Genomic DNA, 14,892 nt, shown 5'->3' with positions numbered 1-14,892 from the left:
AGTCCCCGCCCCCGGCTCTGCCAGGGCAGCAAGGAGGGGGAGAGGCGGGCAAGACTGCTGGCCAGGTGCCTAGTCGGCCAGGTGACCGCGCAGGAACCGGCGCACGACGGTCTCGGGGTCGGCGGGCGCCTGCGTGGCGCGCTGGTCGATGCGCCGGGCGATGCCGCGCATCATCACCGGGCCGACCAGGGCGAAGAACGTGTGCCGCGGCGGTTCCACGACCAGGGCGCCGCGCCGCTGGTGGTGCAGGACGACCGCGTCGACCTTCTCCAGCAGTGACTCCGGCTCGGCCAGCACGGCCGCGACCTCGGGGCTGAACTTCGCCTCCCGCATCAGGGTCAGCACCACGCCACCGCGCGTCTCGTAGAGGCGCGCGTAGTAGTTGACGATCGTGAGCAGGTCGGCGGCCACGTCGTCGCCCGGCGTGTCGATGTCCAGGGAGAACCCGGCGAAGCTGCTGCGCACGGCCTGGCGCAGCAGGTCCTTCTTGGAGCCGAACCGGCGGAACAGGGTCGCCTCGTTGATCCCGGCGGCGTCGGCGATGGCACGGGTCGTCGCGCGCTCGTAGCCCTGCTCGGCAATCACCGCCAGCACCGCGTCGAACACCGCCGCGTCGGTCACCCGGCCAGCCACTCAGCCCTCCCCGATCGTCCGATAATGCAAGTGGACACTTGCATTATCGGCGCCGGATGGCTACCTTCGTTTGCAAGTGACCGCTTGCAATTCAGCCTACCGAAGGACAGGGCCCATGGCCGACGCCAGCCTCCCCGCACGCCCCGCAGGTCTCGCGCCCAGCACCGGTGAGGTCGTCGTCGGCCTCCTCGGCGCCGCGGTCATCTCGACCGTCGTCAACGCGGTGATCGCCCTGGTCGCGGCCAAGTTCATCCCCGAGGGCACCGAGCGGATGGGCCTCGCCCTGAACGAGTACGCGCCCGCCACGGTCATCGGCATCGCGCTCGGCACGCTGGGCTGGTACCTGGTGCGCCGCTTCGCCGGCAACCCGCGGCGCGTGCTGCGCGTGCTCGTCCCGGTCGCCGTCGTGGTCTCGTGGATTCCCGACCTCGGCATCCTCGCCGGGGGCGCGTCCGCGGTGAACTCGCTCGCGCTGATGGCGATGCACCTCGTGGTCGCCGCAGCCACCGTGCCGGTGCTGACCCGCATCCTGCCTCTCGGCGCCCGGTGAGCCGCTGAGGAGCGCGACGGGGACCGCGCCGACGCCGCTGCGGCGCAGGACCCCGGTCGCGTGGTCCCGGGCCGCACCGCCGCCGCGGCCCGGGACCGCACCGCCGTCCAGTCGGCGCAACGCCGTGACAGAAGCGGACAGGATCTTCTCCGGCACGGTCCGTGAGAGCGTTCCCGTGGTGCACTGCTGATCGGCTCCGGACGGGTCCGGTGCCGAGGGAGGTGCGGCGGATGGGTCCCCGGCGGCGGATCGGACATGTCCTCCTGGCCCTGCTGGTGGTGAGCGGCGCGGTCACGGCCGCCACACCGGCCGCGGCGGTGGTCACACCGCCGTCACTGCGGTTCGCCAACCCGCACAGCCAGGCGCTGTACGGCAACGCCTACGCGACCGCGCTGGACAACCTGTTGCGCCGCAACACCATCGCCTACGACTCCCGCTACAACAAGAGCGGCCTGCTGGACCCCGGCACCGGCATCGTCCGCGCGGGCGGCGGGTACGAGCAGCCGTGGACGCGCGACGCGTCGATCAACAGCTGGAACGCGACGAGCCTGCTGGACCCGGCCCTCGCGGAGAACACGCTCTGGGCGGTGGTGGACAAGGACTCCACCGGTGCGCTGCGGGTGCAGCAGGACGACCAGCAGTGGGACCAGGTCGTCTGGGTCACCGCCGCGTGGCACCACTACCTCGTCACCGGCGACCGGGAGTTCCTCGCCCACGCCCACCGCACCGCCGCGAACACCCTCGCCATCCGGGAGAACGCGAGCAGCGCCGGCTTCAACCGCACCTACGGGTTGTTCACCGGCGCGTCGTTCTTCAACGACGGCATCGCCGGCTACCCCGCGCCGCCCGCCGACGCGACCGAGTCGGTCAGCACCGGCAGCATGCCGTGGCCGGGCATCGCGAGCGGCATGTACCTGAGCACCAACGAGGTCTACTACGCCGCTTACACCGGTGCCGCGGACATGGCCGACCGGCTGGGGCTGCCGCAGCAGGCCGCCGCGCACCGCGCCAAGGCCGTCGCGCTCAAGGCCGCGATCAACCGGCACTTCTGGAACCCGGCGACCGGCCGGTACGACTACCAGCTGCTCGCCGACGGCACCCGCGGCGCCCACCAGGAGGGCACCGGGCTCGCGTTCGCGATCCTCTTCGGCATCGCGAGCCCGGCGCAGGCGCGGTCGATCGTCGCGAACGCCCGCGGCATGACGTGGGGGATGCCCGACACGTTCCCGCACTGGGACCGCTACTCCGACGCCCAGCCCGGCCGCCACAACGCGATCGTCTGGCCGCTCGTGCAGGGCCTGTGGGCCAAGGCGCTGGCCCGGCAGGGCGACGCGAACCGGTTCGCCGCCGAGACCGCCCGCCTCGCGAAGCTCGCCGTGAACAACAGCGGCTTCTGGGAGGTCTACAACGGCACCACAGGTGTGGTGGACGGCGGCTACCAGCGGCTGGGGGACGCGGTGAAGTTCCACTGGGGCTCCGAACCCGACCAGACGTGGTCAGCCACGGCGTTCCTGGACATGGTCCACACCGGACTGTTCGGCCTCGGGTACACCGACCGGGGGCTCACGTTCGCGCCGAACCTGCCCGCGGGCTGGGGCGACGTGACCCTGCGCGACGTGCGCTACCGCGGCGCCGACCTCACGATCTCCCTGCGCGGCGCGGGTTCCACGATCCGCTCGGTCACGGTCGACGGCCGGCCGTCGCGCGCCGAGGTGCCCGCCACGCTCACGGGTGCGCACACCGTCGAGATCACGCTGACGGGAGCCACCGACGGCGACCGCGACGGTGACGGCGTCACCGACGCACGGGACCGCTGCGCCGACACCGCCGGCCCGGTCTCCGGCTGCCCGGCACCCATCCACCTGGAGGCCGAGGACGCCCACAACACCGGTGGCGTCAAGACGAACGTGAACCACACCGGCTACTCCGGCCGGGCGTTCCTCGACGGGCTGTGGGCCCAGGGCGCCGCGTCGTCGTTCACGTTGCACCGCACGACGGCGGAGCTGGGCTCGGGCGCGCTCACCCTGCGGTACGCGAACGCTCACGGCGACGCCCGCACGATGACGCTGTCGGTCGACGGGCGGGCCGTGCGCCAGGTGAGCTTCCCGAAGGTCTCCGACAGCTGGGACGCCTGGGGCACCGTGACGTTCGACGACGTCCCGCTGACCGGCCGCGACCCGGTGGTCACGCTCTCGTACGGCGCCGGCGACACCGGTGCGATCAACCTCGACTGGCTCGCCTGCCGCGGCGCCTGAGCGGAGGTGACCCACCGGCTGGGTGGGTGTGACGCACCCTGCCGGGCGCGCGTGCGCGGTCCTACCGTCGAGATCATGAACGCTGCACAGGTGATCGCGGACCAGCACGAGCGGTGGGTGTTCGGCTGGGACCGCCGCGAGGGGGACGAGCCCTTCGACTTCCGGCGCGTCTTCGGCGAGCTCTACGACTTCGGCTCACCGGACGTCCGCCTCTACGACGACTTCGACCCCGGGCACCGGGTCGCCACCTCGGCCGCCGGGTACGGCGCGATCTGGGAACCCGCCTTCCGCACCACGACCTCGGCGCACCACGTGATCGACGACGGCCCGCACGTCATCGCCGACGGGAACCTGGCCGCGTCCACGCTGCGGTTCGTGGCGCGGATCGTGACGCACGAGCAGGTCACGCACATCCGCACCACGACCTCGCTGGTCTGGCGCCGGACACCGGACGGGTGGCGGATCGTCCGCGAGCACAACTCGACCGAGGTGCTGGACCCCGTCCAGGACGCCGAGGTGCTGGAACGGCTGGGATGACGGGAGCACCTGGTCCGAAGCGTGTCCTCACCCCGCACATCGCGGTGTCCGTGGCGGCCGGGCGGCTGAGCGGCAAGGCCGCTCAGCCGGGTGTCCGTCACTGCGCGGTCGGCACCGGGTGGCCCTCGGACGCCTGCACGACGACGATGCCCTGACCCGACAGCGCGAGCTGGTAGGCCTCACCCGAGCCGCGGCCGATGACCGCGCCGAGCTTGGCGGTCTTGCGGATCGACGACTGCAGCGAGGTCGACCACAGCACGGCGGACTGCATGTCGACGAACGTCGGCACGTCCACGTTCAGCACGACCGGCGTGCCGTAGGCGGTGACGGCCAGCGCACCGGTGCCGGTGAACGTGGTGTTGAACAGGCCGCCGCTGAGCATCGACGCGCCCTCGGTGCGGTTGATGTCCCACGTCAGCGTGCTGTCGAAGGCGAGGACGTTCTTGCCGTTGACGGTGACGGACTCGTTCTCCAGGTACAGCACGAAGATCTCGTCGGCGTCCTGGGCGAGGAACACGTCCCCGCTGCCCGACACCTTCATCAGCGACATGCCCTCGCCGGTGAACGCCTTCTTGAACAGCTTGCCGAGGCCGCCGGCGCCCTCGTAGGCGAAGTCGACGTCGCCCTGGTAGGCGACCATGGAGCCCTGCTTGGCGAAGAAGTGACCGCCGCTGCCGGTGAGGTCCACCTTCAGCATGCGTTCGTTCTGCAGTTGGAAGCTTCCCGGCTCGACGGACCGTTCCTGGTGGTTGAACAGTGAGCTGCGCATGCGGGAATCATGCAGGTGATCATGGGCGCGTGCACGCCTTTCGGACGATTCCGCGTGCCATTGTGGCGAACACGATGTCGTGCAACGGTTTCTGCGCCACCCAGTACAGCCGGCCGAGCAGCCCCTCGGCGGTGAACGTGATCTTCTGCCGGTACCGGGTGCGGTCGCCCGCGCGGTCCACGCGCATGTCGAGCAGGGTGTGACCGGGCATCTTCATGTCCGCCCGCAGCACCAGCTGCCGCGCGTCGTCGTCGCGGTGCACGACGGTCCAGAAGTCGACCACGTCACCCTCGCCGACCTCGGGTGCCCGGCCGCGGTACAGGCCGATGCCGCCGAACAGGTGGTCGATCGCGCCCCGGACCGTCCACACGAGGGGGATGGTGTGCCAGCCGTCCTTGCCGCCCAGCGCGTTCACCGTGCGCCACACGTCCTCCGGTGCCGCGTCGGTCAGGACAGTCCGCTCCTCGGTGAACACCTCGCCGTCGGTGCGCTCGTCCACCGGGGTGGTCGCGGCGCGGATGGCGTTGTCCACACTGGTCAGACCGCCGGGCGGTGCGGGCAGCACGTCGGTGACCGGGGGAGAGGTCGCGGTGAGGTCGTGGTCGAGCGAGGCGAACAGCGGTTCCGCGACGGCCGCGGACACCGGTGTCACCAGCCCGGCGACCTGTGCGGCCAGCTTGTGCGACCACAGCGGTGCGGGCAGCGGCAGGCGCACGGGCAGTCGCAGCACCCGCGCGCACCGCTGCACCAGCTCCAGGTAGCTGAGCTGCTCGGGCCCGAGGACGTCGAACACGCCGTCGACCGGTTCCGGCAGGTCAGCGGCGGCCCCGAGGAAGTGCACGACGTCGTGGACCGCGACGGGCCTGCTCGTGTTGTGCATCCACGACGGCACCGGCACCCACGGCGTGAGCCGCGCCGAGGACCGCAGCAGCTCGAAGCTCGCCGAACCGGCCCCGATGACCATGGACGCCTGCATGACGAGCGCGGGCACCGGTCCCGCGACCACGACGTCACCGACCTCGGCCCGGGACGCGAGGTGCGCGGACAGGCCGGGGGAGTCGGGTCGCGGCCCGCCGACGTAGACGACCTGCCGCACGTCCGCGTCCGCCGCCGCGGTGACGAGCACCGCGGCGGCCTCGCGGTCGACCTCGGCGAAGTCGGGACGGTCCAGCGAGTGCACCAGGAAGTACACGACGTCACAGCCGGTCACGGCCTCCCCGACCACGTGCGGGTGCGTGGCGTCGCCGACGTGCACCAGCACGTTCGTGGGGAACCGGGCCGCCTGCGTGCCGTCGCGGACGAGCACCGCCACGTCGTGGCCGTGCCGCAGCAGCTCCGGCACGAGGCGCGACCCCAGGTGCCCGGTCGCGCCCATGACGAGGCACCTCACCGGATGCCGGTTCTGTTCTGCAACGCCCCGACCTTGATGCCGTACAGGAAGAACACCGCCATGAACACCTCGATCTGCTGCTGCGACGTGAGGCCGTCGAGGTCGACCGCGACCTCCGTCTCCCGCACGTCCGCCGGCTCGGCCAGCCGCCGGTTGAACACCGCGCGTGCCACGTCCTGGCTGCGTTCGTCCACTTCGGCGTGGAACAGCATGCGCAGGTCGCAGTCGGGCGGCAGCGGGTGGCGGACGAGCTCTGCGGGGTAGCGGGCGGTCGTGACCCGCGCCGCCGTGTTGAGCGCGTGGGCGATGCAGCTCGGCCCCCTTGCCGAAGTGGTCGACCATCGCGACCAGCTCGTCGAGCGTCGCGACGTCGTCCTCGATGCTGACCGGTGTGGCGATGTCGAGGTCGAGGCGTTCCATGGCCATCGCGACGTTCGCGAGCACCTGCGCGGGGTCGACGACGAACCTGTCGCCGAGGTGGGCGCTCGCCCGGTGGTGGTGCGGATCCAGTAACTCCTGCGCCTCACGGTCGAGGTGCGCGTGCAGGAGGTCATCGTGGTCGGTCGTCACGCGCAAGACGTGCCCACTTTCGGGTGAGCGCAATCGTCCCTCCACGAAGGAGCGACGGCGCGGTTGGCAGCCGGGACCATCGGGTACCTCCCACCAATGCGGGCCGCTGCTCCCGCAGATCGCCGCATCCCGCTGGCCGTGCCCCATCAACGAGGACGGCCTGTCCCGAACCGGTCAAATCACCGCCGACAACGTTGACAGCCCTCCACGTCTGCGGAACGTTCCGATACATGCGCAGCAGCGGAGTGGTGGGTCTGGCAGCCGCGTTCCTCCTGGTGGTCCCGCTGGCCGCGTCGGCGCAGCCCCAGCCCCAGCCCCCGCCACCGCTGGTCGCCGACCCGACCGCCCACGTCGACCCGTTCATCGGCACCGGGAAGGCCGGTGCCGCCGTCGGCGAGATCAACAACTTCCCCGGCCCGTCCGTGCCGTTCGGCATGGTGCAGTTCTCGCCGGACACCCTCGGCTCGTACGCCGGCTACCAGTACCACAGCGACAAGATCCGGGGGTTCAGCCTCACGCACGCCAGCGCGGGGTGCAGCGTGTTCGGTGACGTGCCGATCCTGCCGGTCACCGGCGCCGTGGGGGAGCAGCCCTGGGACCGGGTGGAGACCTTCCGGCACAGCAGCGAGCAGGCCGAACCCGGCCACTACGCGGTGACGCTGGAGGACTCGCGGGTCCGGGCCGAGCTGACCGCCACCACCCGCACCGCTCTCGCGACATTCACGCTCCCCGCCGACGGGCACGTGCTGGTCAAGGGCGGCGCGAGCCTCTCGGGCAACTCCGCGGCCGACCTCACCGTCGAGAACGACACCACGGTCACCGGTTCGGCCAGCACCGGCGGTTTCTGCGGCAAGGCCAACAGGTACACCGTCTACTACGCCATCACGTTCGACCGGCCGTTCACCGCGAAGGGCACCTGGGACGGCAGCACCGTCACGCCGGGCAGCGGCAGCGTCCGGGCGCCGCGGGCCGGTGCCTACCTGAGCTTCCCAGCGGGGCAGGTGAAGGCCAAGGTCGCGCTGTCCTACGTCGACGTCGACGGCGCCAAGCGGAACATGGTGCAGGAGGTGCCCGACTGGGACGCGGACCGGGTGCGAGCGGACACCAGGGCGCGGTGGCGCACCGAGCTCGGCAAGATCCGCGTCGCGGGCACGAACGCCGACGAGCTGAAGACGTTCTACACCGCGCTGTACCACTCGTTGATGCACCCCAACACGTTCAACGACGTGGACGGGCGCTACACCGGCTTCGACGACCAGGTCCACACGCTGCCCGCCGGCCGCACCCAGTACGCCAACTTCTCCGACTGGGACACCTACCGCAGCCTCGCGCCGTTGCACGCCATGCTGTGGCCGCGGCAGGCGAGCGACATGGCGCAGTCGCTGGTCAACGACGCGGTGCAGGGCGGCTGGTGGCCGCGCTGGCCGCTCGCCAACGACCACACCGCCCAGATGACCGGCGACAGCTCGGTCCCGCTGATCGCGAACCTGCACGCCTACGGCGCGCGCGACTTCGACCTCGCCACCGCGCTCAAGTACCTGGTCAAGGGCGCGACCAGCGTCGACACCACACCGGGCGGCTACCGGGAACGGCCGGGCATCGACGAGTACGTGCGGCGCGGCTACCTGCCCAACACCGACGTTGCCCGCGGCGACCACGCGCGGGCCGGTGCCTCGATCACCCTGGAGTGGTCGGTCGCCGACTTCGCCATCGCCCAGCTCGCGCAGGCCGCCGGTGACCGCGCGACGGCCGCCGAGTTCGCGAGGCGGGGCCAGAACTGGCAGAACCTGTTCAACCCCGCCACCGCGCACGTCCAGCCGCGCGACGGCGCCGGCCGGTTCCCGGACGGTCCCGCGTGGCCCCCGTCGGCAGGCGGCTTCGGCCAGGACGGCTTCGACGAGGGCAACGCGGTGCAGTACACGTGGATGGTGCCGCACAACCCGGCCGGCCTGATCACCGCGATGGGCGGTCACGACGCCGCGGCGGCGCGCCTGGACGCGTTCACCACCAAGCTCAACGCCGGCCCGTCAGAGCCGTACATGTGGGCGGGCAACGAACCCGCGTTCGGCATCCCGTGGCTCTACAACCACACCGGCCGCCCGTGGCGCACCCAGCAGGTGGTCCGGCAGATCATGACGACGTTGTTCGACGCCACCCCGGACGGCGAGCCCGGCAACGACGACCTCGGCGCCCAGTCCTCCTGGTACGTCTGGGCCGCGCTGGGCCTGTACCCCGCGACACCCGGCACGTCCGACCTGGCCGTGCACAGCCCCCTGTTCCCGCGGATCGTGCTCGACCTGCCCGGCCGCGACCTGACCATCACCGCGCCCAAGGCCTCCGCCACCGCGCCGTACGTGCACGCCCTGCACCTCGACGGCCGCGACCACGAGCGCACCGGCCTGCCGCGCGACCTGCTCCGCACCGGCGGCCGGCTCGACTTCGACCTGGGCACCACCCCGGACCGCGGCTGGGCCACCGGCGCCGACGCGGCCCCACCGTCCTACCGCGACGGTGAGCACGACTTCCTCGCGAGCGCCGACAACCTGGTCACCGTGCACCCCGGCGGCACCGCCGAGCTGACCGTGTCCGCGCGCAGGCTGGCCGGCGACGACCGCACGCTGTCCGTCACCAGCGCACCGCCCGCCGGCATCACCGTCACCGGCCCGCAGCGGTTCCCGCTCGCCGACGGCCAGGTGAAGCTCCAGGTGAGCGCGACCGCACCCGAGGGCTACCACGACGTCCCGCTGACCATCAGGGGTGAGCACCACACCGTGACCACCGCGGTCACCGTGCTCGTCGCCCCCGAAGGCAGCCTGGTCACCCGCTACGGCAACACCGGCGTCTCCGACGACGACGACAGGTCGCAGGCGAACCTGGACGGCGCCGGCAACAGCCACTCCCGCCAGGCCCTCGCCGAGGCAGGCCTGACCGGCGGCACACGCGCCGAGGTCGCCGGCACGACGTTCACCTGGCCCGCCACCCCGCCCGGCCGCCCGGACAACGTCGCCGCCGACGGCCAGACCGTGACCCTGACCGGCGGCCCGACACGGCTGACGTTCATCGGCGCCGCCACCAACGGCGACCACCGCGGCACGGCCACCGTCACGTTCACCGACGGCACCACGGCACCGGCGGACCTGTCGTTCGGCGACTGGGTCCTGCCCGGCGGCAAGCCCGACACCCCGGTGTTCGGCAACACCGTCGTCGCGCACCCCCGCTACCGCAACGTTCCGCGCGGCGCCACCGGACCGGCGTTCGTCTTCGCCACCGCGCCGTTCGCCGCGCCGGAGGGCAAGGTGATCGCGAGCGTGACCATGCCCGTGGACAGGCAGCTCCACGTGTTCGCCATCGGCACGGCGTGACGGCCTCGTAGCGCTGCAGCAGGTCCGCGAGCGTCTCGCGCGGTCCCGGCGGCACCGACCGCGACGGCCCCGTGTCGTCGGGCGTTCTCCTCACGGACGTCAGCGGACGCCGCCGGTCCAGGTTACCTCCATCTTGATGATTGCTTCAGTGTAGACTGAATTAAAATCACTCCGTGTGATGGCTGATTGACCCGCCTCCACGCCGTAGCGTGAAACGGCGGGGAGGCCGGTCCAGTGCGAAATGTGATGTCGGGCAGCGCGGGTCAGGTGGTGCAGGCGGGGCAGATCGGCGTCGTGCACGTGCACGGCGGACGATCCGCGCCGGTGCCGTTCCAGCTACCGCCGGCACCGCGGTGTTTCGTCAGCCGTGCGCACGAGTTGGCGTCGTTGGACGGGTGGCCGTTGCTGGTCCTCAGCGGTCCCGGCGGTGTCGGGAAGACGTCGCTGGCGCTGCGCTGGCTGCACGACCGGCGAGCCGAGTTCCCGGACGGCCAGCTCTACGTCGACCTGGGCGCGCACGCACCCGAGGGGCCGACCGCTCCCGAGGTGGTGCTGGAGTGGTTCCTGCACGCCCTGGGCGCGGTGGACGTGCCGGAGTCGCTGGCGGCGCGGCAGGCGATGTTCCGGTCGGCCACGGCGGGACGGGTGTTCGCGGTGCTGCTCGACAACGCCGCGTCCGCGGCGCAGGTCCGGCCGCTGCTGCCGGCGGCGGGGACGGTCGTGGTGACCAGCCGGTGGCGGCTGACCCCGCTGGGGCTCGACGGTGCCCGGTTCGTCGAGGTGGAGCCGTTGGGGCTGACGGACTCCGTGCGGCTGCTCGACACGATCATCAAGGACGGCCGGACGGCCGCGGAACCCGATGCGGCGGGGGAGCTGGCCCGGTTGTGCGGCGGGTTGCCGGTGGCGCTGTCCGTGGTGGGTGCGCGGCTGTCGACGCGGCCGCGGCGGTCGCTCGGACGGGAGCTGTGCGAGTTGCGCGACGACGGGTTGCCGGAGCTGGACGAGGCGGCGTCGGTCGGATCGGTGCTCGACCGGTCCTATGTGGACCTCCCGGTCGAGCAGGCGCGGTTGTACCGGTTGTGCGCCTGGTTGCCGGGGCCGTGGTTCGGCGCCGAGGTGGCCGCCGCGATGGTCGGCGAGCGGGTGGGCGACGTCGAGGACGCGCTCGAGGAGCTCGTCGAGAAGAACCTGCTCACCGAGATCGCCGACAACCGGTTCCGCTACCACGACATGCTGCGGACGCACGCGCGGAGCAAGCCCGACGCCGCCCGTGAGCCGGGGTTGAGGCGGGTGCTGGAGTGGTACCTGGCCGCGGCCGTCTCGGCCGACGTCGCGGTGATGCCGGTCCACCAGCGCGTCGGGCCTGCCTACGGCTCGATCGCGGCGATGCCGGGCGGTTCCCTCGACTGGTTCGAACGGGAACGCGTGAACCTCGTGGCGGCACTGCACTGCGCGCACTCGTGTGGCTGGCCGGAGCTGGTCTGGCAGCTGTGCGAACCGATGTGGGCGCTCTTCCTGCACCGCCACTACTACACGGACTGGGTGGAGACCCACCGCCTGGCGATCCCGGCGGCGCGGGAGTGCGGTCAGCCGTTGGCCGCTGCCCGGCTCGGCACCAGGCTCGCGATGGCGTACGTCAACCTGGGCCGGTACGACGAGGCGGTCGCCGAGTTGGACGCGGTGCTGGCGGCCGGGCTGGACGACCCGGTGAGCGAGACGACGGCCCTGTCGATGCTCGGCCGGGTGCACCTCGGCCGGGGTGCGCCGGAGGCGGCGCTGGAGTGCTTCCGCCGGGTGCTCGCCGTGCGCCTCGACCGCGGCCGGGACCGCGGTGCCGGGTTGGCCCGGCGCCGCATCGGTGAGGCGTTGCTGGAGCTCGGCCGGGTGGACGAGGCGGTCGTGGAGCTGGAGCTGGCGGAGGAGCTGCTCGACGACCTCGTCGAGCGGGCGCGGGTGCGGACGTTCCTCGCTCGTGCCTGCGCCGCGGCGGGTCAGGTCGACCGGGCGCGGTCGTTGCTCGACTCGGCGGGCAACGACCTGCGCACGTCACCCTTCCACCGCGCGGACGTGTTCCTGGTGCTGGCCGGGCTCGCGGGGAGCCCGGAGGAGGCGCGGGACCACTACCGCTCCGCGCTGGCGTGCTACGGCGATCCCGCTGATCCCACGGCGGTGCGCATCCGAGCCCTCCTCGACCGGCACGAGCACGAGTCCGCACCCCACGTGGTTCCCGGCCAGGCGGGCGGCGAGGGCCAGCGCGACCCGCACTGACGGCATCGGCGGGCCCACCAGCACGTCGGCGAGGTTCCGCCACCTCGGCTCGGCGCTCAGGTGCACGACGAGCAGCTCGCCGACCCGTGCGACACCGTGCTCAGCCATGGTGCACCGGAACCGGTTCGGTGCGGCAGGCGCGCGCCGGTTCGGTCAGCCCGAGCAGCCGGTACATCGTGCGGCGCAGGATCGCCGCCGCCTCGCCGGGGCGGGAGCTGATCGTGAGCGGCACCCGTCGGGCCTGTTCCAGGACGGGGCGGGTGTGGTCGAGCCGCGGGGCGTGCCGGTCGAGCTGGTCCGCGAAGCTGTCCGGTCGCACCCGCGGGCTGCTCGCGAGGACGACCGGCATCCCGAGGGCCGCGGCGTACTGCGTCACGGAGCCGTGGTCGCCCACGACGGCGTCGCTCGCGACCACGACCGCCCGCCAGCCCTCCTCCGGTGGCACGACGACGAGGCCGGTGCAGTCGGCCAGCCAGGCCCGGACCTGCCAGGCGCCGTGCACCTGCCAGATGTTCGGGTGGAGCACCGCCGCGACCCGGTGCTCGCGCAGCAGCTCCCGGTACAGCCAGGGGCGGCTGCCGAACGTCGACGACGGCGACCACGTCGAGCTCACCGCCACCAGCGTCTCGTCCTCGCCGATGCCCGCCGCCGTGCGGTACTCCGCGCGCAACGGCAGGGAGGCGCGCATCCGGTCGAGGCAGAGGTCTCCCGCCACCACCGCGTGCGGCAGGGCCTCGGGGCAGGCGTCGGCGAGCAACCGGAGCTCGTCGTCGTGGGCCAGCACGATCGCGGCGGGTACCACGCGGCCCGCGCGCGTCAGTGAGGCGCGGTCGAGGCCGTGCCCGTGCAGCCGGCGGGACTTCGCGGCGCTGGCGCCGTGCGGCAGGACGAGGACCGGGCCGTGCACCCGGTCCACGTCCTGGCGGCTGGCGGCGAGCACGAGGTCGAACCGGTGCCACGTCGCCTGTGCCCACGGAACGAGCAGCGCGCCTCGGGCGAGCACGAACTCCTCGGTGCCGGGCGGGGCGCCGGTGGGCACCGTGCACACGACCTGCACGCGGTGGTCGGCCTCCAGCAACGTCAGCACGTCCATCAGCCGGGTGCCCGCCACCACGTGCGGTACGAGGACGAGCACCTGGTGGCAGTCCGGCACGGTCACCCGCCGTGCCGCGCCCTGGCCGAACGGTGCCCACATCACGCGACCTCGACCGGGTCGCCGGAGGAGCAGTCGAAGACGGGGACGTCGGCGCGCCGCACGGGGTCCTTCGCCGCGTGCCTGGTCATGACCAGCACGAGGTCGGCCGGTGCCGTGACGGGCTGGGAGCGCAGCACGGTCCCGTTGTCCAGCACCAGTTCCGGGATGTACGGGTCGTGGTAGGCGACCTCCGCCTCGGCCGCGAGCTCGTTGAGCACGCGCACCGCCGCGGACTGCCGCACGTTGGCGGTGTCGGGCTTGTAGGTCACGCCGGCCACGAGCACCCGGCAGCGCCGCAGGGGTGGCAGGCCGCGGGCCGCGAGCGCTTCCCGCACCCGGTGCACGGTGTGGGCGGGCATCGCTTCGTTCACCGCGATGGCCGCGTCGACGACCGGCGAGTGCAGGCCGTACCTGCGGGCGCTGGCCGTGAAGAACCCGGCCGACACGGGCACGCAGTCGCCGCCCGCGCCGGGGCCGGGCCGGTGCCGCAGGAAGCCGTACGGCTTGGTGCCCGCGGCGGCGAGCACCTCGTCGACGTCGACCCGCTGGGCGCGGCACAGCGCGGCCAGCTCGCAGGCGAGCGAGATGTTCACCATCCGGAACGTGTTCTCGAAGACCTTCACGAGCTCGGCGGCGCGCGGGGAGCTGACGGGCACGACGCGGTCCGCGACCCGGCCGACGAACCGGACCGCGAGCTCGGTGCACCGGGGCGTGTGGCCGGCGACGACGCGCGGCACGGTGTCCACCGAGACGTTGCCCGGATCCGTGCGCACCGGCGAGTGGGCGAGGTGGAAGTCGAGGCCGGGGCGCAGCCCGGACATGGCGGCGATGCGCGGCAGCAGCACCTCCTCGACCGTGCCGGGCGCGCACGTGCTCTGGACCAGCACCAGCGCACCCGGCCGCATCGACCGGGCCACGTCGTCGGCGGCCTGGTTCAGCATCGACACGTCGAGCCTGCCGCGGTGGTCGGCGGGAGTCGGCACGCACAGCACGTAGGTCCCCGAGTGCGGGATGCCGTCCGCGCTGTGCCGCAGCCGGAGGCGGCCGCTCGCGAGCGCACCGCCCAGGTCCTGCTCGTCGACCGTGCCGCGCCCGCAGCCCGGTCGCTGTTCGGCGATCTCCCTGATCCGCTCCCGGCTCGCGTCGACCCCGAGCACCGTCATGCCGGCGCGGACCGCGGCGACCGCGGTGGGGAGCCCGGTGAACCCGAGCCCGATGACGACAACGTCCACAACACACCTCCTGGTCGGAATTTGTGGACACCAAGGTGCGGCACGACTCTGCTCGAATCGCTTTCCGTGTGCGGTGAATGCGCAGAACGCGCAGGTGGGAGCCTGTTGCGGGGATGGTTGGAAGGCGTTTT

The 14,892-nt window shown here is 72.6% G+C and carries 12 protein-coding genes; 6 read left to right on the top strand and 6 right to left on the bottom strand.

The genetic code is table 11. The features are described from left to right. Nucleotides 1-69 precede the first annotated feature (69 nt). Entirely contained in the window at nt 70-633 is a 564-nt protein-coding gene (locus ACVDFE_RS27715) for a TetR/AcrR family transcriptional regulator (RefSeq protein ID WP_360383853.1), read from the bottom strand. A 115-nt stretch (nt 634-748) separates the two neighbouring features. Here ACVDFE_RS27715 and ACVDFE_RS27710 point away from each other — a divergent pair, with 115 nt between their 5' ends. From ACVDFE_RS27710 to ACVDFE_RS27700, 3 genes are all read left to right on the top strand, one after another. After that, the gene (locus ACVDFE_RS27710; RefSeq protein WP_458432431.1) at nt 749-1,183 is read left to right on the top strand and encodes a DUF6069 family protein; all 435 of its coding nucleotides are present in this window, start codon (nt 749-751) and stop codon (nt 1,181-1,183) included. A gap of 230 nt (nt 1,184-1,413) precedes the next feature. Continuing rightward, nucleotides 1,414-3,438: an MGH1-like glycoside hydrolase domain-containing protein gene (locus ACVDFE_RS27705; protein WP_458432430.1), complete on the top strand. Its 2,025-nt coding sequence runs from the start codon at nt 1,414-1,416 to the stop codon at nt 3,436-3,438. 75 nt (nt 3,439-3,513) lie between these two features. Beyond that, nucleotides 3,514-3,975 (top strand): YybH family protein, encoded by a 462-nt coding sequence (locus ACVDFE_RS27700; RefSeq protein ID WP_458432429.1) that lies wholly within the window; start codon nt 3,514-3,516, stop codon nt 3,973-3,975. Between the two features lie 97 nt (nt 3,976-4,072). Here ACVDFE_RS27700 and ACVDFE_RS27695 read toward each other — a convergent pair whose 3' ends face one another. From ACVDFE_RS27695 to ACVDFE_RS27685, 3 genes are read right to left on the bottom strand one after another with little or no spacing between them, the layout of a single operon-like run. Then, nucleotides 4,073-4,744, bottom strand: a complete 672-nt coding sequence (locus ACVDFE_RS27695; protein ID WP_360383842.1) for an AIM24 family protein — start codon at nt 4,742-4,744, stop codon at nt 4,073-4,075. A gap of 19 nt (nt 4,745-4,763) precedes the next feature. After that, nucleotides 4,764-6,119 carry a DUF2867 domain-containing protein gene (locus ACVDFE_RS27690; RefSeq protein ID WP_458432428.1) on the bottom strand — a complete coding sequence of 452 codons (1,356 nt, stop codon included), beginning with the start codon at nt 6,117-6,119 and terminating at the stop codon, nt 4,764-4,766. 11 nt (nt 6,120-6,130) lie between these two features. Then, nucleotides 6,131-6,346 carry a hypothetical protein gene (locus tag ACVDFE_RS27685; RefSeq protein ID WP_458432427.1) on the bottom strand — a complete coding sequence of 72 codons (216 nt, stop codon included), beginning with the start codon at nt 6,344-6,346 and terminating at the stop codon, nt 6,131-6,133. Between the two features lie 61 nt (nt 6,347-6,407). Between ACVDFE_RS27685 and ACVDFE_RS27680 the strand changes: the two genes are divergently transcribed. The 3 genes from ACVDFE_RS27680 (at nt 6,408) to ACVDFE_RS27670 (ending at nt 12,334) form a co-directional block, all read left to right on the top strand. Beyond that, a complete protein-coding gene (locus ACVDFE_RS27680; protein WP_458432426.1) occupies nt 6,408-6,647 on the top strand; it encodes a hypothetical protein in 240 nt (79 codons plus the stop codon). 287 nt (nt 6,648-6,934) lie between these two features. Then, entirely contained in the window at nt 6,935-10,066 is a 3,132-nt protein-coding gene (locus ACVDFE_RS27675; RefSeq protein WP_458432424.1) for a GH92 family glycosyl hydrolase, read from the top strand. A 234-nt stretch (nt 10,067-10,300) separates the two neighbouring features. Further along, nucleotides 10,301-12,334, top strand: a complete 2,034-nt coding sequence (locus ACVDFE_RS27670; protein ID WP_458432423.1) for an ATP-binding protein — start codon at nt 10,301-10,303, stop codon at nt 12,332-12,334. Between the two features lie 100 nt (nt 12,335-12,434). Here the strand turns inward: ACVDFE_RS27670 and ACVDFE_RS27665 are convergent, their stop codons facing one another. Together ACVDFE_RS27665 and ACVDFE_RS27660 are read right to left on the bottom strand one after the other, a co-directional pair. Continuing rightward, the gene (locus ACVDFE_RS27665) at nt 12,435-13,529 is read right to left on the bottom strand and encodes a hypothetical protein (RefSeq protein ID WP_458432422.1); all 1,095 of its coding nucleotides are present in this window, start codon (nt 13,527-13,529) and stop codon (nt 12,435-12,437) included. Then, a complete protein-coding gene (locus ACVDFE_RS27660; protein WP_458432421.1) occupies nt 13,529-14,761 on the bottom strand; it encodes a nucleotide sugar dehydrogenase in 1,233 nt (410 codons plus the stop codon). The genes ACVDFE_RS27665 and ACVDFE_RS27660 overlap by 1 nt, the downstream gene beginning before the upstream one ends. Between the last annotated feature and the right edge of the window lie 131 nt (nt 14,762-14,892).

The sequence above is a fragment of the Lentzea chajnantorensis genome (assembly GCF_054300775.1).
Note: the sequence above shows the minus strand (reverse complement) of the source record. Positions and strands in the feature narration are given on the sequence as shown.